Annotated in this window: 22 protein-coding genes and 1 riboswitch; of the genes, 11 read left to right on the forward strand and 11 right to left on the reverse strand. The window is 64.4% G+C overall.

Features of this window, described 5'->3' with window-relative positions; genetic code table 11:
- Positions 1-21: 21 nt before the first annotated feature.
- The 9 genes from NOG11_RS05035 (at position 22) to folE (ending at position 5,035) form a co-directional block, all read left to right on the forward strand.
- Positions 22-252, forward strand: coding sequence for a hypothetical protein (locus NOG11_RS05035; RefSeq protein ID WP_256618596.1), 231 nt, complete (start codon positions 22-24; stop codon positions 250-252).
- Complete coding sequence (locus NOG11_RS05040; protein ID WP_256618597.1) at positions 249-641, forward strand: type II toxin-antitoxin system VapC family toxin; 393 nt, start codon at positions 249-251, stop codon at positions 639-641. Before NOG11_RS05035 ends, NOG11_RS05040 begins: the two co-directional genes overlap by 4 nt.
- Before the next feature lie 50 nt (positions 642-691).
- Positions 692-852, forward strand: a riboswitch (FMN riboswitch).
- 177 nt (positions 853-1,029) lie between these two features.
- Positions 1,030-2,148, forward strand: coding sequence for a bifunctional diaminohydroxyphosphoribosylaminopyrimidine deaminase/5-amino-6-(5-phosphoribosylamino)uracil reductase RibD (ribD, locus tag NOG11_RS05045; RefSeq protein ID WP_256618598.1), 1,119 nt, complete (start codon positions 1,030-1,032; stop codon positions 2,146-2,148).
- Positions 2,149-2,745 (forward strand): riboflavin synthase, encoded by a 597-nt coding sequence (locus NOG11_RS05050; RefSeq protein ID WP_256618599.1) that lies wholly within the window; start codon positions 2,149-2,151, stop codon positions 2,743-2,745.
- Positions 2,742-3,026, forward strand: a complete 285-nt coding sequence (locus NOG11_RS05055; protein ID WP_256618600.1) for a hypothetical protein — start codon at positions 2,742-2,744, stop codon at positions 3,024-3,026. Before NOG11_RS05050 ends, NOG11_RS05055 begins: the two co-directional genes overlap by 4 nt.
- The gene (gene ribB, locus NOG11_RS05060; RefSeq protein WP_256618601.1) at positions 3,023-3,658 is read left to right on the forward strand and encodes a 3,4-dihydroxy-2-butanone-4-phosphate synthase; all 636 of its coding nucleotides are present in this window, start codon (positions 3,023-3,025) and stop codon (positions 3,656-3,658) included. Before NOG11_RS05055 ends, ribB begins: the two co-directional genes overlap by 4 nt.
- Positions 3,659-3,660: 2 nt before the next feature.
- Positions 3,661-3,993, forward strand: coding sequence for a TfoX/Sxy family protein (locus NOG11_RS05065; RefSeq protein ID WP_256618602.1), 333 nt, complete (start codon positions 3,661-3,663; stop codon positions 3,991-3,993).
- Positions 3,990-4,463: a 6,7-dimethyl-8-ribityllumazine synthase gene (gene ribH / locus NOG11_RS05070; RefSeq protein ID WP_256618603.1), complete on the forward strand. Its 474-nt coding sequence runs from the start codon at positions 3,990-3,992 to the stop codon at positions 4,461-4,463. The genes NOG11_RS05065 and ribH overlap by 4 nt, the downstream gene beginning before the upstream one ends.
- Positions 4,463-5,035 carry a GTP cyclohydrolase I FolE gene (gene folE, locus NOG11_RS05075; protein ID WP_256618604.1) on the forward strand — a complete coding sequence of 191 codons (573 nt, stop codon included), beginning with the start codon at positions 4,463-4,465 and terminating at the stop codon, positions 5,033-5,035. Before ribH ends, folE begins: the two co-directional genes overlap by 1 nt.
- Before the next feature lie 126 nt (positions 5,036-5,161).
- Here folE and NOG11_RS05080 read toward each other — a convergent pair whose 3' ends face one another.
- From NOG11_RS05080 to NOG11_RS05110, 7 genes are all read right to left on the reverse strand, one after another.
- Positions 5,162-5,578, reverse strand: a complete 417-nt coding sequence (locus NOG11_RS05080) for a YbgC/FadM family acyl-CoA thioesterase (protein ID WP_256618605.1) — start codon at positions 5,576-5,578, stop codon at positions 5,162-5,164.
- Positions 5,578-6,591 carry a Holliday junction branch migration DNA helicase RuvB gene (ruvB, locus tag NOG11_RS05085; RefSeq protein WP_256618606.1) on the reverse strand — a complete coding sequence of 338 codons (1,014 nt, stop codon included), beginning with the start codon at positions 6,589-6,591 and terminating at the stop codon, positions 5,578-5,580. The genes NOG11_RS05080 and ruvB overlap by 1 nt, the downstream gene beginning before the upstream one ends.
- Positions 6,588-7,181, reverse strand: coding sequence for a Holliday junction branch migration protein RuvA (gene ruvA, locus NOG11_RS05090; protein WP_256618607.1), 594 nt, complete (start codon positions 7,179-7,181; stop codon positions 6,588-6,590). The genes ruvB and ruvA overlap by 4 nt, the downstream gene beginning before the upstream one ends.
- A gap of 20 nt (positions 7,182-7,201) precedes the next feature.
- The gene (ruvC, locus tag NOG11_RS05095; RefSeq protein ID WP_256618608.1) at positions 7,202-7,699 is read right to left on the reverse strand and encodes a crossover junction endodeoxyribonuclease RuvC; all 498 of its coding nucleotides are present in this window, start codon (positions 7,697-7,699) and stop codon (positions 7,202-7,204) included.
- A 116-nt stretch (positions 7,700-7,815) separates the two neighbouring features.
- A complete protein-coding gene (gene thiE / locus NOG11_RS05100) occupies positions 7,816-8,454 on the reverse strand; it encodes a thiamine phosphate synthase (protein WP_256618609.1) in 639 nt (212 codons plus the stop codon).
- Between the two features lie 150 nt (positions 8,455-8,604).
- Positions 8,605-9,369, reverse strand: a complete 765-nt coding sequence (locus tag NOG11_RS05105; protein ID WP_256618610.1) for a Coq4 family protein — start codon at positions 9,367-9,369, stop codon at positions 8,605-8,607.
- Between the two features lie 94 nt (positions 9,370-9,463).
- Positions 9,464-9,979, reverse strand: coding sequence for a PH domain-containing protein (locus NOG11_RS05110; protein ID WP_256618611.1), 516 nt, complete (start codon positions 9,977-9,979; stop codon positions 9,464-9,466).
- 242 nt (positions 9,980-10,221) lie between these two features.
- On the opposite strand from NOG11_RS05110, the gene NOG11_RS05115 reads away from it, so the two are divergent.
- Together NOG11_RS05115 and NOG11_RS15115 are read left to right on the forward strand one after the other, a co-directional pair.
- Complete coding sequence (locus NOG11_RS05115; protein WP_256618612.1) at positions 10,222-11,055, forward strand: hypothetical protein; 834 nt, start codon at positions 10,222-10,224, stop codon at positions 11,053-11,055.
- Positions 11,056-11,076: 21 nt separating this feature from the next.
- On the forward strand, positions 11,077-13,257 hold the full coding sequence (locus NOG11_RS15115) for a type ISP restriction/modification enzyme (RefSeq protein ID WP_256618732.1): 2,181 nt from the start codon (positions 11,077-11,079) through the stop codon (positions 13,255-13,257).
- A 172-nt stretch (positions 13,258-13,429) separates the two neighbouring features.
- Here NOG11_RS15115 and NOG11_RS05125 read toward each other — a convergent pair whose 3' ends face one another.
- The 4 genes from NOG11_RS05125 to tkt all read right to left on the reverse strand — a co-directional run bounded on the left by NOG11_RS05125 (position 13,430) and on the right by tkt (position 18,798).
- Positions 13,430-14,479, reverse strand: a complete 1,050-nt coding sequence (locus tag NOG11_RS05125) for a class I fructose-bisphosphate aldolase (RefSeq protein ID WP_256618613.1) — start codon at positions 14,477-14,479, stop codon at positions 13,430-13,432.
- 79 nt (positions 14,480-14,558) lie between these two features.
- A complete protein-coding gene (locus NOG11_RS05130) occupies positions 14,559-15,752 on the reverse strand; it encodes a phosphoglycerate kinase (protein WP_256618614.1) in 1,194 nt (397 codons plus the stop codon).
- A 57-nt stretch (positions 15,753-15,809) separates the two neighbouring features.
- Entirely contained in the window at positions 15,810-16,817 is a 1,008-nt protein-coding gene (gene gap / locus NOG11_RS05135; RefSeq protein WP_256618615.1) for a type I glyceraldehyde-3-phosphate dehydrogenase, read from the reverse strand.
- A 1-nt stretch (position 16,818) separates the two neighbouring features.
- Positions 16,819-18,798, reverse strand: coding sequence for a transketolase (tkt, locus tag NOG11_RS05140; RefSeq protein WP_256618616.1), 1,980 nt, complete (start codon positions 18,796-18,798; stop codon positions 16,819-16,821).
- Between the last annotated feature and the right edge of the window lie 178 nt (positions 18,799-18,976).

The raw sequence follows: 18,976 nt of genomic DNA on the forward strand, positions 1-18,976 counted from the left end.
GCCGAGTTTCACCCTCCTCCCATGAACGAGCATGTGCAAACGAGCGAGATACTCGAGGAGATACTCCGCGAGGCCAAGGCGGAGACGACGGCTGACGGCAAACCTATAAGCAAGGAGCTGAAGCAGCTGATCGAACGAAGCCTTCAACAACCTGATTGGGAAGCCATCAAGAAGCGGATGAAGGGTGTTCCCAAAATCACGCTGAACCCCACTGCCACAGAGATCATTCGAGAGGAACGCGACAGCAGATGATCGTTATCGATGCGTCGCTGACCATCGATCTCTGTCTAAGCGTCGAGGGTGATGAAGCGGTCTTAGCGGAAGTCCGCAATGAAGGCGTCAGTCTCGTTGCGCCGGAAATTCTGGATCTTGAACTTGTTCATACGCTGCGCCGACTGGTTCGAAGAAGGGTTCTAGAAACACCGCGAGCAAGTAGGGCGCTCCAACTCTTCGCGGATCTTCAGATCAAACGGTTTCCTCACGCAGCACTTTTGCCGCGAATTTGGGACCTGCGAGACAATCTCGGTGCCTATGACGCTGCCTATTTCGCCCTGGCTGAGTGGCTCGATGCGCCCCTGTGGACCAGAGACAAGAAGTTCGCCTCTGTCCCGACCCATGGCGCCGCCATCCGCGTCCTCTAGCCGCGCTCCTTGCGCCCCTCCCCTCCTTACCCTAATTGGGTTCCACGAAACCGAGCTTTCGGGGCGGGGTGAAAGTCCCCACCGGCGGTGATCGGGGAGCCTCCCCGTCAGCCCGCGAGCCGACGCCGATAGGCGCAAGTCCTTGAGGCGGAAGCAGGAACCGGTGCGATTCCGGTGCCGACGGTCATAGTCCGGATGGTAGAAAGCTTGGCCTGCCCGCCGCTTCGGCGCGCCTGTCGGGGCGCTTCGAGCGGCGTGCGCTTTTGCGCCCCTGGGTGCGCCTGACGCTGTGCTTGCGCGGCGCTATCGGGCGCATTCCGGTCGCGGAAGCCGGTCGGCTGTGCGCCCCTCCCAAGAAAGCTCACCACCGGGCCGCCGCGCCCAAAAGTTGAGGAGCGCCGCGCTGACCAGCGACGCCGGACATATCTTACGCGCCGTGGAGCTGGCGCGCCGGGCCGAGGGCTTCACCCATCCCAACCCCATGGTGGGCTGCGTCCTGGTGCGCGATGGCGGAGTCGTCTCCGAGGGCTGGCACAAGGGGCCGGGGCAGGATCACGCCGAGGCCATGGCGCTGCGCCTCGCAGCCGAGAAGGCCCGCGGCACCACCGCCTATGTCACGCTGGAGCCCTGCAACCATTACGGCCGCACGCCCCCCTGCTCGAAGGCGCTGATCGAGGCGGGCGTGGCCGAGGTCGTCTATGGCCTGCGCGACGTGAACCCCGAGGCTGAAGGAGGAGCCGCCGCCTTGCGTGCTGCCGGGATCGAAGCGCGCCTCACCGAGAGCCGCGAAGCCCGCTCCGCCTGCGCCGAGCTGGTGCGCCCCTGGGTACACAGCCTTCGCTGCCACCGCCCCTGGGTCACCGCCAAGGTCGCCATGTCCCTCGACGGTTTCACAGCCACCGAGGCTGGCGAGTCGAAATGGATCACCGGCAAGGAAGCGCGCGCCAGAGGGCACGACCTCCGCCAGCGCACCGGCGCGATCATGGTCGGCAGCGGCACGATGCTGGCCGACGACCCCAGCCTCGATGCGAGGCCGGAAGGCCGCAAGGCAGCGCCGAGCCTGAAGGTTGTCCTGGACAGCCAGCTCCGCACCCCCACGGATGCCAAGCTGCTGAAGAGCTTCGGCCCAGCCCTCATCATCGGCCATGAGGGCGCTGATCCGGCCAGAGCCGACGTACTCCGCGAAGCAGGAGCGGAAGTCGAGCTGCTGCCCGGCGAAAACAACTGCCCCGATCTCCTCGCGGCTCTCCGCCTCCTGAAGAAGCGCGACATCACCGACCTGATGATCGAGGGCGGCGGCACCCTCCTCGGCGCAGCCTTCACAGCAGGCATCGTGGATGAGGTCTGGGCCTTCATCGCTCCCGTCATCCTGGGCGGCGGCAGAAACGCCGCCTCCGGCGCACCGTTTCAGCGCCTCCGAGACGCCTACCGCCTCCAATGCCTCACCGCCGAACCCGTGGGCCAGGACATCCTCCTGCGCGGCCTGCGCCAGAGAAAGGTACCGTAGATGTTCACCGGACTGATCGAAGAGATAGGCGAGGTGGTCTCGCTAGACACCCGTGACGAAGGCACCGACCTCACCGTGCGCGGCCCCCTGGTCGTCTCCGACGCGAAGCTGGGCGACAGCATCGCCGTCGAGGGCGTCTGCCTCACCGTCACGGACTTCACAGAGGACACCGCCACCTTCGGCCTTGCGCCGGAGACCCTGCGCCGGACGGGGCTTGGCAGTCTGAAGGAAGGCGACCCCGTCAACCTCGAACGCGCGCTCCTCCCCACCACGCGCCTGGGCGGGCACTATGTCCAAGGCCACGTGGACGGAACGGGCCGCCTGCGAAGCATTGAAGAGGACGGCGACGCCCTCTGGGTCACCATCGAGGCGCAGCGCGAGCTGCTGCGCTACATCGTCGAAAAAGCCTACATCACCGTGGACGGAGCGAGCCTGACCGTCACGGCGGTCGACGAGGAAACTTTCTCCGTCATGCTCGTCCGCCACACCCAGGCGCTCATCACCCTGCCAACCAAGAAGCCGGGTGCCGCCATCAACCTAGAAGCCGACATCATGGCGAAGTTCGCCGAGAAAATCCTGAAGGAGCAAAGCCGATGAGCCGTCCAAAAGGTGGGCCGTTCGGCCAACTCAGAGACTACGAGAACGACCAGTTCTCGGCGGTTTGCATACCGGAGATGGTTCTTTGGTTGCAGAAACTCGAAGCAGATCTCGGACGAAAACTAACGGAGGCCGAGTTTGAACCTGCCAAGGCGAAGTGTCCTGCCATCCTTATGGAAACAGATGACGCCGATCAGATGCGCAAGGGAAGGCACGCGGTCGACGATTTAAATTGGAACGAATGGAAAGCGGTAGGCAGCCGCTTAGGAGAAACCGAATGACTGGATTTGTAAGTGTCGAGGCCGCCGCCGAAGAGCTGCGCCAGGGCCGTTTCGTCATCATCGCCGACGACGAGGGCCGCGAGAACGAGGGCGACCTCGTCATCGCCGCCGAGTTCGCCGATGCCGCCGCCGTCAATTTCTGCGCCGTGCATGGAAGGGGCCTCATCTGCTGTGCCCTCGACCCCGCGATCATCGAGCACCTGAAGCTCAAACCCATGGTCCCGCAGGAGGACAACCAGTCCGGCTTCGGTACCGCCTTCACCGTGTCGGTCGAGGCGCGGGAGGGGGTCACCACCGGCATCTCCGCAGGCGACCGTGCCCGGACCATCGAGGTGCTGATCGATCCTGAAGCGAGGCCCTCGGACCTTGTCTCCCCCGGCCACATGTTCCCCCTTCGCGCCCATCCAGGTGGCGTCCGCGCCCGCGGCGGCCAGACCGAAGCCTCCGTCGAGCTCTCCAAGATCGCAGGTCTTCGCCCCGGCGCGGTCATCTGTGAGGTGATGAACGAGGACGGCACCATGGCGAGGCGCGACGACCTTCTCGCCTTCTCCGAGAAGCACAACATCCCCATCACCACCACCGAGGCGATCAAGGAGTATCTGATCGGCCTCTCCAGCATGGCGGCGGAGTAGCCATGGCCTCGCGCCAGGAAACCGTCGACTATATCGTCGAACAAACGTCGGATGCAGGGGACGTCCGTGCCAGGAGGATGTTCGGCGAGTACGGCATGCACTGCGACGGCAAGTTCGTGGCGCTGATCTGCGACGACCGGTTCTTCGTCAAGGCGACGAAGCCCGGCCTGGCCCTCCTCGGCGAGCACGAGACCGCCGCGCCCTATGACGGCGCGAAACCCTACCCCATCGTCTCCGAAGAGCGTTGGGACGACCGCGCCTTCATGAGCGAGTTGATCCGGGTCACGGCAAGTGCCCTGCCCGCCCCCAAACCAAAGAAGAAAGCCAAGACATGAAACGCATCGAAGGAAGCGGCTCCGGCGCCAGCCTGCGCATCTGCGTCATCGACACCCAATGGAACGACTTCATCGTCGGCAGGCTGACGGAGGGCGCACTCGCCACCCTGCACCGTAGCGGAGTCGACGACGGCAACATCGCCCACGTCACCGTACCCGGCGCGTTCGAGCTGCCGCTCGCCTGCAAGACCGCCGCTGAAACCGGCCGCTACGACGCCATCGTCGCGCTCGGCTGCGTCATCAGAGGCGCCACCACCCACTACGATTTCGTCGCGGGCGAGGCAGCGAAGGGCATCGCCAAGGTGGGTCTTGACACCGGCGTCCCGGTCGTCTTCGGCGTGCTGACCACCGAGACCATCGAGCAGGCCATCGAGCGCGCCGGCACCAAGCTCGGCAATAAGGGCGCCGAAGCCGCCGCCTGCGCCGTCGAGACCGCCAACACCCTCAAAGCGATCAAGGAGGCCGAGTGATGGCCGAGCGCCCCACCCGCGAAGACGCCCAAGCCGCCGTCCGTACCTTGCTCGCCTATATCGGCGACGACCCCGACCGCGAGGGCCTGATCGACACGCCCAAGCGCTTCGTCAAGGCCTATGACGACTGGTTCAAGGGGTACAAGGAGGACCCCGAAGAGGTTCTCTCGCGCACCTTCGAGGAGGTGGAGGGCTATGACGACCTCGTGCTCCTCAAGGACATCAAGCTCGAGAGCCACTGCGAGCACCACGTGGCTCCCATCCTCGGCAAGGCGCACGTCGCCTACCTGCCCGAGGGCCGGGTTGTCGGCCTCTCCAAGCTCGCCCGCCTGGTCGACATCTACGCCAAGCGCCTGCAGAGCCAAGAAATCCTCAACGAGCAGATCGCCCGCACCATCGAGAAGGTGCTCAAGCCTCGCGGCGTGGCGGTGGTCATCGACGCCACCCACCAGTGCATCTCGACCAGAGGAACGCATAAGGACGAAGTGTCCTGCGTGACCCGGACGTTCCTTGGCGAGTTTAAGACCGATCCGAGGCTCGAGGACCGGTTCTTCCGGCTGATTGGGTCGTAGCGCCTCGGCCCCCTCAGCCTGCCGGCAGCTCCCCCACCAGTGGGGGAGCGAAGTAGATAGCCAACGCCGGTCACAGCCTCCCTCCCCCATCCCATGGGGGAGGTGCCCGAAGGGCGGAGGGGGCAGCTACCCCGTCAGCTCGTCCATTCGCTGATTCATCGCCTCCGGCATCCGCCGGGGGCGGCCTTCGAGCGTGATGACCGCCACCGTCACCACAGCCTCAGCGAGCAGCGTCTCTCCGCGCCATATCTTCTGATCAAAGATCATCTTGGCACCCTTCGCACTTTGAAGAATCGTCTCCACAGTGATAATGTCGTCCAGCTTCGCGGGCACCTTGTAGCGGATGTCGAGCCCCGCCACGGCGAAGGTGCAGGGATCGTCCGTCTCCATCAGCGCGCCCAGGTCCGAGAAGCTGGCCCGCAGCGCCTCCGTCCGCCCTCGCTCGAAATACTTCACGTAGTTCGCGTGGTAGACGATGCCGGTGACATCGGTGTCTTCGAAATAGATGCGGTAGTCGGAGCGGTTGGTTCGCAAGGGGTGCATCAGAAAAGCTCCGGGTCTCGGGTGGGGGCGGCAAGGCCTAAATGCTTCCAAGCGCGGTCGCTGATGACGCGGCCCCTGGGGGTTCGCTGGATGAAGCCCTGTTGCAGAAGGTAGGGCTCGATCACGTCCTCGATGGCGTCGCGCCCCTCGGAAAGGCTGGCTGCAATCGTCTCCACACCGACGGGCCCGCCGCCGAAATGCTCGGCGATAGTACGCAGGTAGCGGCGGTCGAGACCGTCGAGGCCCCGCTCGTCCACGTCGAGCCTCGCCAGCGCCTTGGCCGCCACTTCGCGGTCGATCGTGCCGTCACCCTCCACGGCGGCCACGTCGCGGACCCGGCGAAGAAGACGCCCGGTGATCCTCGGTGTACCACGGCTTCGGCGGGCGATCTCCATTGCGCCGTCATCGGTAATGGACGTGCCGAGCTTCGTCGCCGCGCGCCGCACGATCCGCGAGAGGTCCTCCGGCTCGTAGAAGTCGAGCCTGAGCGGAATGCCGAAGCGGTCCAGAAGCGGCTTGGTCAGTAGTCCCGAGCGAGTCGTGGCGCCCACCAAGGTAAAGCGCGGCAGGTCGATCTTGACCGAGCGCGCGGACGGCCCTTCGCCGATGATGAGGTCGAGGTGGAAATCCTCCATGGCCGGGTAGAGGATCTCCTCGACGGCCGGTGTCAGCCGGTGGATCTCGTCGATGAAGAGCACGTCCCTCGCCTCAAGCCCCGTGAGGAGCGCCGCCAGGTCCCCCGCCTTGGAGATGACCGGGCCGGAGGTGGCGCGGAAACCGACACCGAGCTCGTTAGCCACGATCTGCGCCAGGGTCGTTTTGCCGAGGCCGGGCGGGCCGAAGAAGAGGGCGTGGTCCATCGCCTCGTCCCGGCCCTTGGCCGCCTCGACGAAGACGGAGAGGTTGTCCGTGACGCTCCGCTGGCCGACAAAATCCTTGAGGTATTTCGGGCGCAGCGCCGCGTCGTCGTCCGTAGGCTGACGCTCAGGCTCGGTGATCCGCTCGTCGGTCATCTCGGCGCCAGCAGTTTGAGGGCGGCGGGGATGAGGGCCTCGACCGGCATGTCTTCATCGCTGCCCTTGGCATCGGCCACGGCAGCACGCGCGGACGCCTCATCATAGCCGAGATTGACGAGCGCCGATACCGCCTCGTAGCCCGCACCCGTCACCTGGCTCGCCGCAGGATGGCTCGCTTCCGGCACGGCCAGGGGTGCGCGGCCCGCGAAGACACCCGCGGTCTTGTCCTTCAACTCGGTGACGATCCGTGTAGCAAGCTTCGGCCCCACGCCCTGTGCCCGCGCCACGGCCGTCTTGTCGCCGAGGGTGATCGCGTCGAGCAGGGCGCCGGGCTTGAGCACCTGCAAGATCGCCAGCGCCGCCTTGCTACCCACCCCTTGCACGCTCTGCAGCATACGGAAGCAGCGGCGCTCGTCCTCGGTCTCGAAAGCGACGAGGCGGATGAAGGTTTCAGCCACCAGGGTCTCGACGGCCACGGCGACATCCTCCCCCACCACCATCTTGGCGAGGGTCCGCGGCGCGCAGCCAACCTCGTAGCCGACGCCGTTCACGTCGATGATCGCCGTATCCGCGCTGACGCTCAGCACAGAGCCTTTCAGGTGACCGATCATGACGCCGTCAGCATCCGCGCCTTGCGGTGGAAGGAGTGGCACAGGGCGATGGCCAGCGCGTCGGCGGCATCGGCGCTCTCGGCGCGGCTGCCTGGCAGCAGCCTCGATACCATGTCGGAAACTTGGGTCTTGTCCGCATGGCCGGTGCCGACCACGGACTTCTTGATCAGGTTGGCCGCGTACTCTGCCACCTCGATCCCGTACCGCGCGGGGGCGAGAAGGCACACACCCCTTGCCTGGCCGAGCTTCAGCGCGGAGCGAGGGTCGCGGTTGACGAAGGTCTCTTCGACGGCGGCCTCCTGGGGTTTCTGATCGTTCAGCACACGTTCCAGACCGTCCAGCAGAGCACACAGCCTTGTCGCCAGCTCGTCCTTCGGCGAGGGGCTGATCCGGCCCGATGCGATATAGCGCAAACGGCTGCCCTCCGCCTCGATGACCCCCCAGCCGCAATGGCGAAGGCCAGGGTCGATGCCGATGATGCGCACGCTGCTCATGGGAGGACACGCTTTGTTCTCATGGTGTTTGTCATGCCCCGCGCTGCTCGATGTCGCAAGGCCCCTCTCCCCACATCGAAGATGTAGACCTCTCCCTAGGGAGAGGTGGTAGCGTCCTACGAAAGCGCCTCGACAAAGGCGCGCATCCCCGCGGCAGGGCCGCCTTCGGCGTTCCAGATCGCGCTAGAGATAGCCACGAAATCCGCTCCCGCCTCCACCAGTCCCCTCGCGGTAGCCGGGGTGATCCCGCCAATCGCCACCTGGGGGACGGTCGCCATGGCCTGCCACCTTGTCAGCACGTCCGGCTCGGCGTGGTGAAGGGATTCCTTCGTGCTCGTCGGGAAGAAGGCGCCGAAGGCGACATAGTCCGCCCCCGCCTCGCCCGCTTCCATGGCAAGGTGGATCGAGCCGTGACAGGTGACGCCGATATCCTTGCCCTCTCCCAGAAGCTTGCGCGCCTCGGCGACGGTGCCGTCGGACTGGCCGAGATGCACGCCGTCCGCCCCTGCCAGCTTGGCAAGATCAGCCCGGTCGTTGACGAGGAAGCCTGTCCCCATCCGCTCGCAGACCGGCATGAGCGCTTCGGCAGCGCGCAGCACCTCATCGTCGGAAGCGCCCTTCAGGCGGAGCTGCAGGCATGCCGCCTCGGCGTTCGTGCCCGCGCCCTCGCCGAGGACGGCGGCGAGCTGCTCAGTGAAGGCGTCGAGGTCGTGAACGGCTGGCGGCGTGATAAGGTAGAGGAGGCCTTGGGACATGGGCCGGCTTTAGGCGAGCCTCCGCGCGCCGTCATCCCGGAAAGCCGAAGGCTTATCCGGGACCCATAGCCTGACGAATGCTGAAGAGAAGAAGACGGAAACAGTCCTTGGATCCCGGATAGCGCTGCGCGCTTCCGGGATGACGGGGTGCTACGCCGCCTGCGGCTGCACCAGGGACAGAAGGCGCTCCTGGGACAGACCCGCATAGACAGGGTCCGGCACGATGTTCAGCTCCTCGCGCACCTCGCGCAAAGGCCTGTCGAGGAGCGCCGGGAAGTCGGTGACGATGAGGTCCGCCGAGCGCTCGCCCATCAGCCTTGCATTGGTCATGATCTTGAAGACCGGAATCTCCGGCGCCTCGGACTTGATACGGAAGCTCGCCAGTGCCGCGAGGTACCGGATGCCCCGCGCCCCGCTGATCCTGGTGGTGTAGTTGAGAAGCGCCGCCTCGCCCAAGCTGTCCCGGTTGTAGCCCGTCAGCACGTGGTACATGTCGTGGGTCAGGTTCTGGAACCAGATGAAGGCCGCGTATTCGGGATAGGCGGCCTTGAACTCTTCGGTGATGAGCCCGTCCGCGTGGTAGGCCTCGGACACGCCGTCGGTGCGCAGGTTCTCGCGGTCCATGAACTCGGCATAGGTCCGCCCCACCGTGCCCACGGGCAGCTCCCGCAACCGCGCCCGGTCGTCAAGCGCCCGCAAAATATAGGTCGGGTCTTCCCCCGTCAGGATCTCCCCGTTACGGCTCGCCATCCACCGCTTGAAGGCGGGAAGCATGCTGAGGCCGGCGATATTGGCGCTGAACTTGAAGACCTGGGAGGTGTCCTCCTTGTCCCGCATCAGCCCGAAAAAGGCAGCCAGCGATTTGTCCGGCCTGATCGGCGGCGGGGGCGGGAACATACCGTCACGATAGGCCATCGCTAAATCCTCCATCGCTCGTTGTCGTTCAGTGCATGACGGACGCAAAACCTGTACCGGCTTTCGCTGCCATGCACTCCTAGGGAGCAATGCTCTAAACTGTGGGCCGGTTCGGCTTCGGTCTAGAGGATGATCGCCTATCATTGTTATGCGCTTGGTCGATATGGCGAGGCCTCGCCATGAACCGGGGGGCCGCCTCCGTGGCGATCCGCGCCTCCGAGATGACGGCCCGCAAGGACACGGGGTCCTGCACCGGCGGCGTCCACACCCCCGAGCCGCCCGAGCCGTTGATCTCGAGTTTGCCGTAGCCAAAGATGCGCGAGAAGATGCTCTGGTGCAGGTTCACGTTCTCGAGCGAGGAGAGCGGGATCTCGTTGGTGTAGCGGCTGATCACCCCGGACTTGAAGATGATCCTCTGGGTCGTCACCCCGAACTCGGTGGTCTGCATGTAGATCTGGCTGACCAGGAACAAGAGCCCGCCGAACGTGCCGATCATCATCGACCCCACGGCGATCACCGCGTTCGCCTCCCCCTGCAGCGCCCGCCACAGGAACCACGCCACCGGCCAGATCCCCACGGCGAAGAGGATGCTCCAGGACAAAAGCCGCATCAGCCACGGAAACCGCGCGATGAGAATGAGGTTCTCGTGCTCGGGCAGGCTCTTGGAGACGTAAGGGGTGAACAGGGCGGGGCTCCGGTGCAGCTAGCAGTGAGGATGTAGCACGGGAAAGATAACGTTCGGCATAGGAAAGCCGTGAGGGCGGAGGCCGTAACGACTTGGCTCCCCGCAGAAATCCACGCAATCTAACAAACTCGGGCACATCATCGGCATGAATGGGGAAGAGGCAGGTAGTGAGCGTACAAAGAGTACAAGGTTTCCTGAACGAGCTCAGCCGTCTTCGGCAGATGGCCGGGCACGTGAACGAGCAGACGATCCGCCCTGCCTTCCGAGACCTCCTCAGGGATTGGTGCCGAAGCGAGGAGCTGCACCTTCTAGAGGAGCACCCCCACACCACCGCCAAGAACAGGACCGTCTATCCCGACGGGACCATCGTCCACGATCTGCGCGTTCCCCACGGCTACTGGGAGGCGAAGGACACCAAGGACGATCTCGACGAAGAGATCGCGGACAAGCTCCGCAAGGGCTACCCAGACACCAACATCATCTACGAGAACGCAGCCGTCGCGGTCCTCCGCCAGAACGGGCGCTCGGTCATGCGCACGGACATGACCGAGCCGGAGGGCCTGTCCGAGCTTCTGACCCTGTTCTTCCGCTGGGAGCGGCCGGAGATCCGCGACTGGCGCTCCGCCGTGCGCCAGTTCCAAGCCGACCTCCCCGCCGTCGTCGAGCAGCTGCGTGAGCAGATCAGCGCTGCCTATGCCGCCAATGACGACTTCAGGGACAAGGCCGAAGACTTCCTCGACCACGCGCGCAGCACCATCAATCCGATGATCGGCGAGGCCGACATCCGCGAGATGCTGATCCAGCACGTCCTGACCGAGGACATCTTCAACCACGTCTTCAACGACAGCGATTTCCACCGCGAGAACAACGTCGCCAAGACCCTCTACGATCTCGAGAAGCTGTTCTTCAGGGGCAAGGTCAAGCGCGGCACCCTCAAGGCGCTTGAGCCCTACTACGCCGCCATCCGCGCCGCCGCCGCCTCGATCACCTCCCACTGCTAGAAGCAGAAGTTCCTCAAGATCATCTATGAGGGCTTCTACCAGATCTACAACCCGAAGGCCGCCGACCGCCTGGGCGTGGTCTACACGCCGAACGAGATCGTCCGCTTCATGATCGACGGGGCGGACTGGCTCTGCCGCGAGCATTTCGGCCGCGGGCTGATCGACGAGGACGTACACATCCTCGACCCCTGCACCGGCACGGGCACCTATGTCTGCGAGCTTTTGGAGAGCTTCCGCGGCTCCCCGGACAAGATGCGCCGCAAATACGAAAAAGAGATCCACGCCAACGAGGTGGCGATCCTCCCTTACTACGTCGCCAACCTCAACATCGAGGCGACCTATGCTGAGATCGCCGGTCAGTATAAGGAGTATGAGAACCTCTGCTTCGTCGATACCCTCGACAACGTCGCCGCCCTAGGGCTGAGGCGCGGTCACCAGCACGACATGTTCGCCGGCGTCTCGGACGAGAACATCAAGCGCGTGCGGGAGCAGAACAAGCGGACGATCAGTGTGGTGATCGGCAACCCGCCCTACAACGCCAACCAGCAGAACGAGAACGAGAACAACAAGAACCGCACCTATCCGCGCATCGACCAGTCCATCAAGGACACCTATGTCAAGCAGTCCACGGCCCAGAAGACCAAGGTCTACGACATGTATGCCCGCTTCTTCCGCTGGGCCACGGACCGGCTGGGCGATGACGGTGTGATCGCGTTTGTGACGAACTCAAGCTTCGTGGACTCCAAAACCTTCGATGGGTTCCGCAAGGTGATGGGGGCAGTCTTCGATGAGATTTGGGTGGTCGATCTGAAGGGCAACGCACGTACGAGCGGGGAACGACGCCGTCAGGAAGCCGGAAACATCTTTGATGATCAGATCAAGGTGGGCGTAGCCATCAGCTTCTTCGTCAAGAAGAAGAAGCGCGGAAAGAAGAAACCTGCCCTCATTCGCTACGATGCCGTTCCTGATTACTTTGGCGTTGATAATAAGCGCACTTGGCTGACATCTACACCGCTGTCGGAGCGCGTAATGACCACCGTTACCCCCTCCACGCGGGGCAACTGGATCAACCAGGTCGAGAACGAGTGGGACGACCTGCTGCCCCTCGCGGACAAGAAGGTGAAGTCGGCGAGACCTGGAGCGCCGCAGAAGGCTGTGTTCAAATTATACGGGAACGGAATAAATACGGCACGTGATGAATGGGTTGTGAGAGATGACGCTACCGAACTCCTTACGGCAGCAAACGTAGCGTATCATCTGATTGACTACGCCGACGCTGACGAACCGAACGTAGAAAATGGCATGAAGTGGTCGCGCAACTTGAAAAGGAAGAGAAAGCGCAACCTTGCTGAGAAACTGGATAAGAAATTTGTAGAAACATATGAATACAGGCCTTTCCGAAAGAGGAACGTTTACTTATCGCCTCTCCTTATTGATGAACAAGGATATTGGAAGAAGCAAGGATGTATTAACAACAAACATGTTGCTTTCCCAGCTGCAGGAAGTTTTCGATGCCTAGCATCTGACCGCGCTATGGACTTTCACTTCATAGGCGACGCACGTGTAGTTTCACGCTACCGCTACAACGACGAAGGCCAGCGGATCGACAACATCACCGACTGGGCGCTGCGCAAGTTCCAGGAGCGCTACGGCAAGGAGGTTACCAAGGACGCGATCTTCGCCTACTGCTACGCCGTGCTGCACGACCCGGTCTACCGCGAGACCTACGCCATCAACCTGAAGCGAGAGCTGCCGAGGATCCCCTTCTACGAAGGCTTCGAGCGCTGGTGCGCCTGGGGGCAGACGCTTCTGGACCTCCATATCGGCTATGAGGAGGTGGCGCCTCACCCCCTCACCCGCATCGACGAGCCGAACCCCCGCCGCGCCGAGGGCACCGCCCCCAAGGTCATCCTGCGCAGCGATCACGGGGCGGGTACTATAACGCTGGACGCGGACACCAAGCTCACCGGCGTGCCCGAAGAGGCCTGGGACTATGTCCTAGGCAACCGGACGGCCATCGACTGGGTGCTCGATCAGCACAAGGAAAAGAAGATCCGCGACGAGACCGTCCGCCGCCTCTTCGACACCTACCGCTTCGCCGACCACAAGGAGCGGGTGATCGACCTTCTGGCGCGGGTCACTACCGTCAGTATTGAGACCGTCGCGATCACCAACGCCATGGCCGCCGCCAAGAGGGATTAGCGTAGGACGGCTGCCCGCGCGTTGATCGTCTGGTGCGGCACCCTCTCCGGCAGCCGCGTTCGTGCGTTGCCGCCCGCGCCTCAAACTTCGTGCACACACAAAAAGACCGCCGACCCTTCACGGGCACGGCGGTCTTTCTACTTATTGAGTTGTAACCTCTACGGACCGGAACTTACGCCTCGTCCTCCATCGCCTCGGTCCAGGCGCCCTTCTGGGCCAGGCCGTTCATCTTGGCCCGGTGTGCGAAGGCGCGCTGGGCGGCCTCTGCATTGCCCTTATCGCCCTTCCAGGTGTCGAGCGTCGAGGCCTGCAGCGCACGGCCGTAGGAGAAGCTCAGTGCCCAGGGCATCTGGTCGGCGAAGTCCCGGTTCATGGTGTTGAGGTTCTCGGTCGCCTCACGCTCGGACTGGCCGCCGGAAAGGAAGACGATCCCGGGCACCGCCGCCGGAACCGAATTGCGGAAGCAGCGCACGGTCTTCTCGGCGATCTCGTCCGTGGACGCCTGTTTATCGGACTTCTTGCCGGCGATGACCATATTGGGCTTGAGGATCGTGCCCTCGAGGGCGACGCGGGCTTCGAACAGGGCGGTGTAGAGGATCTTCAGCCCCTGCTCCGTCACCTCGTAGCAGCGGTCGATATCGTGGTCGCCATCCATCAGGACTTCAGGCTCGACGATCGGCACGATGCGTTGCTCCTGACAGAGAGCCGCGTAGCGCGCGAGCGCGTGCATATTGGCCGTGAGGCAGGAGTAGCTCGGCATGGTGCGGTCGCCGCCGCGGCTGATGTCGATCACCGCGCGCCATTTGGCAAAGCGCGCGCCGAGCTGGTGGTACTCGGCCAGGCGCTCGCGCAGGCCGGTCAGGCCCTCGGTCACCTTCTCGCCGGGGTGGAAGGCGAGGTCTTTGGCGCCCATATCCACCTTGATGCCTGGGACGGAGCCAGCCTGTTCGATGAGCTTCACCAGCGGCGTACCATCGGCAGCCTTCTGACGAATGGTCTCGTCATAGAGGATGACGCCGGAGATGTTCTCGCTCATCGCGTCTTCGGTACGGAAGAGTAGCTCGCGGTAGTCGCGGCGGTTATCCTCGGTGCTCTCCAGACCGATCGAATCGAAGCGCTTCTTAATCGTGCCGGTCGACTCGTCCGCCGCCAGAATACCCTTGCCCGGATGCACCATGGTGCGGGCGATGCCGTTGAGTTCGTCCAGAAGTTCGTTGTTCATCTTATCCCCGTTGGGTTCGGGCGGTGCTAGGGTTCCCCTCACCGCTTCTTCTCCGTTGGGCAGTCGCCTGCCCCGATCACTACTTCTCCAGCGCCTTCACGCCGGGCAGCTCCTTGCCTTCCATCCATTCAAGGAACGCGCCGCCGGCGGCTGAGACATAGGTAAAGTCGTCCGTCACATCGGCCATGGCGAGGGCCGCCACCGTGTCCCCGCCGCCCGCGACGGAGGTCAGCTTGCCCTGTTTGGATAGCTTGGCCGCGTACTGAGCGAGCTCCACCGTGCCGGTGTGGAAGGGCTCGGTCTCGAAGGCGCCGAGGGGGCCGTTCCAGATGAGGGTCTTGCAGCCCTCCAGCGCCTCGGCATAGCTGTTCACGCTGTCCGGGCCGAGGTCGAGGATCATCTCGTTCGGCTCCACCGCATCCGCGGCGCGCACCTTGGTGGGCACACCGGCCATGAACTCCTCGGCGACGACCACATCCTTGGGCAGAAGGATGTCGCAGCCCGCTTCAGTGGCCTTGGCCATGATCTCCTGGGCGGTGGGCACGAGGTCGGGTTCAGCCAGGGACTTGCCGATCTCGAAGCCCATGGCGAGGAGGAACGTGTTCGCCATGCCGCCGCCGACGACCAGCTTGTCCGCCTTGGTGACGAGGTTCTGTAGGACGTCGATCTTGGAGCTGACCTTCGCCCCGCCGACCACGGCCATCATGGGCCGCTCAGGCTGGCCGAGGGCCGCCTGTAGATAGTCGAGCTCCCGCGCCATGGCGAGACCTGCCGCAGACGGAAGATGCCGCGCCACCCCTTCAGTCGAGGCATGCGCTCGGTGCGCGGCGGAGAAGGCGTCGTTGATGTAGACGTCGCCCAGCGTCGCGATCTCGGCGGCGAAGCCAGGCTCGTTGGCCTCCTCGCCGCTGTGAAAGCGGGTGTTCTCAAGGATCAGAATGTCGCCGTCCGCCATCTGGTCCACGGCCTTCCTCGCCCGCTCGCCGGTCGTGGCATCGATGAAGGAAACCCGGCGCTGAAGCGCATTGGCAGCCGCCTGGGCCACATGCTCCATGGACATCTCAGGCCGGACCTCGCCCTTGGGACGCCCGAAATGGGAGAGAAGGATCACCTTCGCCCCTGCATCGGCGAGGCGCTCGATGGTGGGCTTCGCCGCCAGCAGCCGGGTCTCGTCGGTGACGCGGCCGTCCTGCATCGGCACGTTGAAATCGACCCGGACCAGGGCGCGTTTGCCGGAGATATCCCCGAGGTCGTCGATGGTTCTAAAAGCCATGCTCGTTCTTTCGCATGGCGGGGCGGCAGAGCGCCGCTCCGCCGCCTGATGTTTAGTTTAGAGGTACTTGCCCATAGCCAGCGCCGTGTCGGCCATGCGGGTGGAGAAGCCCCACTCATTGTCGTACCAGCTCAGCACGCGGACGAGGCCGCCATCGACGATCTGGGTCTGAAGGCTGGCGAAGGTCGAGCTGTGCGGGTCGTGCATGAAGTCGCCGGAGACGAGCTTCTCGTCCGTGTAGCCCAGAACACCCTTGAGGGCGCCTTCGGAGGCTTCCTTCATGGCGCCGTTGATCTCCTCGACGGAGGTCTCGCGGCTCGGCACGAAGTTGAGGTCCACCACCGAGACGTTCGGGGTCGGCACGCGCACGGAGGAGCCGTCGAGCTTGCCCTTCAGCTCGGGGATGACGAGGCCAAGCGCCTTCGCCGCACCGGTCGAGGTGGGGATCATGTTCTGCGCCGCCGCCCTCGCCCGGTAGAGGTCCTTGTGCATCGTGTCCAAGGTCGGCTGGTCGCCGGTATAGGAGTGGATCGTGGTCATGTAGCCGCGCTCGATACCGCAGGTCTCCATCAGGACCTTGGCGACCGGAGCGAGGCAGTTGGTCGTGCACGAACCGTTGGAGACGATCTTGTCGTCAGCCGAGAGGGTGTCGTGGTTCACCCCGTAGACGATGGTCTTCACATCCGCCGTGGACGGAGCAGAGACAAGCACCCGCTTGGCGCCTGCATCGAGGTGAGCCGAGGCCTTGTCGGGCGCGGTGAAGATGCCGGTGCATTCGAAGACGATGTCCACGCCCTTGTCGCCCCAGGCGAGGTCCGCGGGGTTGCGCTCGGCAGAGACATTGATCGTCTTGCCGTCGATGGTCATCGAGCCGTCGCCCGCCTCGACGCGGCCAGGGAAGCGGCCGTGCAGGGTGTCGTAGGCGAGAAGATGGGCGTTGGTTTCGACCGGGCCGAGATCGTTGATGGCCACGACCTCGATGTCACCGCGATTGTGCTCCAGGATCGAGCGCAGGGTCAGGCGTCCGATGCGGCCGAAGCCGTTGATGCCAACTTTCAGGGTCATGTCAGTTTCCTTCGATCAGTGCGCGGACCTTGGCCGCCGCGTTCTTGGCCGTGATGCCGAAATGCTCGTAGAGTTCTTGGTAGGGGCCGGAGGCGCCGAAGCTCTCCATGCCGAGGAAGTCCCATTTTATGCCGCCGAGGCTGAGAAGCTCGCCCCAGCCCATCTGGATGCCCGCCTCGATCCCGAGGCGCGGTTTCGTGCCGAGCGTGTCTGCAATATGCGTGCCGTCCGCGCTGAGGAAATCCTCCGCACAGTTCATCGAGACGACCCGTACCGGCGTGCCCTCGGATGCGAGCTGGTCGGCGGCGGCAAGGGCGATCTCGACCTCGGAGCCCGTGGCGATGATGGTGGCCTGGTAGTCCTCCGCATCACGCAGGACATAGGCGCCGGTGTTGGCGAACGCGGCTTCCGCGCTCTTGGTCACCATCGGCAGTCCCTGGCGGGTGAGGGCGAGGACCGAGGGGCCCTGATAGGAGAGCGCCGCGCCCCAGGCCGCCGCCGTCTCCGCCTCGTCGGCGGGACGGTAGACTTTGAGGCCCGGAATGGCGCGCAGGGAGGCGAGATGCTCCACCGGTTGGTGGGTCGGACCGTCCTCGCCCAGCCCGATCGAGTCGTGGGTCAAAACATAGATCACCCTCGTTCCCATAAGCGCAGCGAGGCGCATGGAGGGGCGCATATAGTCCGCGAACACCAGGAAGGTGCCGCCGTAGGGGATCACCCCTCCGTGCAGGGACATGCCGTTCATCATCGCGGCCATGCCGTGCTCGCGAATGCCGTAGTGGACATAGCGCCCGGCCGGGTTCTCCGCATCGAGAATACCGAGTTCCGCCGTCTTGGTGTTATTCGATCCGGTCAGGTCCGCAGAGCCGCCGACGGTCAGCGTGGTCGCCTCGTTGACCACATCGAGGCAGTTCTGGGACGCCTTGCGGGTGGCGACCTTCGCGTCTTCGGCCACGACCTTGTCCGCAAGCTGTTTCAACGCGGCGAGGGCATCCGCCGGGTCGCCCTTCATCGCGGCATCGAAGCCAGCCTTGTTCGAGGAGGCCGAGAGCCGGTCCTCCCACTCTCCGCGAGCCTTCGCACCACGGCTGCCCGCCTCGCGCCACGCCTCCATGACGTCCGAAGGCACCTCGAAGGGTTCGTGCTGCCAACCGAGGGCCTGACGAGCCGCGGCGATGCCTTCCTGGCCGAGGGGAGATCCGTGCACGCCGGAGGTTCCGGCCTTCGGACCCGCGCCCTTGCCGATGGTGGTCCGGCAGGCGATCAGCACCGGGCGGTCCGAGCCCTTGGCTTCCGTCAAAGCGCGGTCCACCGCCTCCATGTCGTGGCCGTCGCAGCGCATGGTGCGCCAGCCGCAGGCCTCGAAGCGGGCGATCTGGTCGGTCTTGTCCGAGAGGCTGATCTTGCCGTCGATGGAGATGTCGTTGTCGTCCCACAGCACGACGAGCTTGCCGAGCTTCTGGTGCCCGGCAAAGGAGATCACCTCCTGGCTGATCCCCTCCATCAGGCAGCCGTCACCGGCGATGGTGTAGGTCATGTGATCGACTACGTCCGAGCCGTAGCGCGCCGCAAGGTGCTTCTCGGCGAGCGCCATGCCGACCGCGTTGCCGAGGCCCTGGCCCAAAGGCCCGGTGGTGGTCTCGATGCCCACCGCGTGGCCGTATTCGGGATGGCCCGCGGTCTTCGCGCCGAGCTGGCGGAAGCGCTTGAGCTCCTCGATGGTCATGCCCTCAAAGCCGAGGAGGTGCAGCAGGCTGTACTGCAGCATCGAGCCGTGGCCCGCCGAGAGCACGAAGCGGTCGCGGTCCGGCCAGTTCGGCTCGGCTGCGTCGAACTTCATGTGCTTGGTGAACAGCACCGTCGCCACGTCTGCCATGCCGAGGGGCATGCCGGGATGGCCGGAGTTCGCCTTCTCCACCGCATCCATGGAAAGCGCGGCAATGGCCGCCGCCATGCGCTGCTCGATCGACGTGTCGGCCATAAGGGGGCTCTCCTTGATGAGGGCGAGTGTTCAGCTTTCGCGGAACCGGATGCTCCCGACTCGCTTCGGGGTCAAGCCGCGGGAGGTGGACAATCCTGCGATCAAGCGCCGTCTTGCGCCCTTCGCGCTGAGGCCGTAGCTGCCATCCGAAACCACGAATTCTACAGCCACCGGGCGA

It is taken from the genome of Parvularcula maris (genome assembly GCF_024505085.1).
In the GTDB taxonomy this organism is placed as follows: Bacteria; Pseudomonadota; Alphaproteobacteria; order Caulobacterales; family Parvularculaceae; genus Parvularcula; species Parvularcula maris.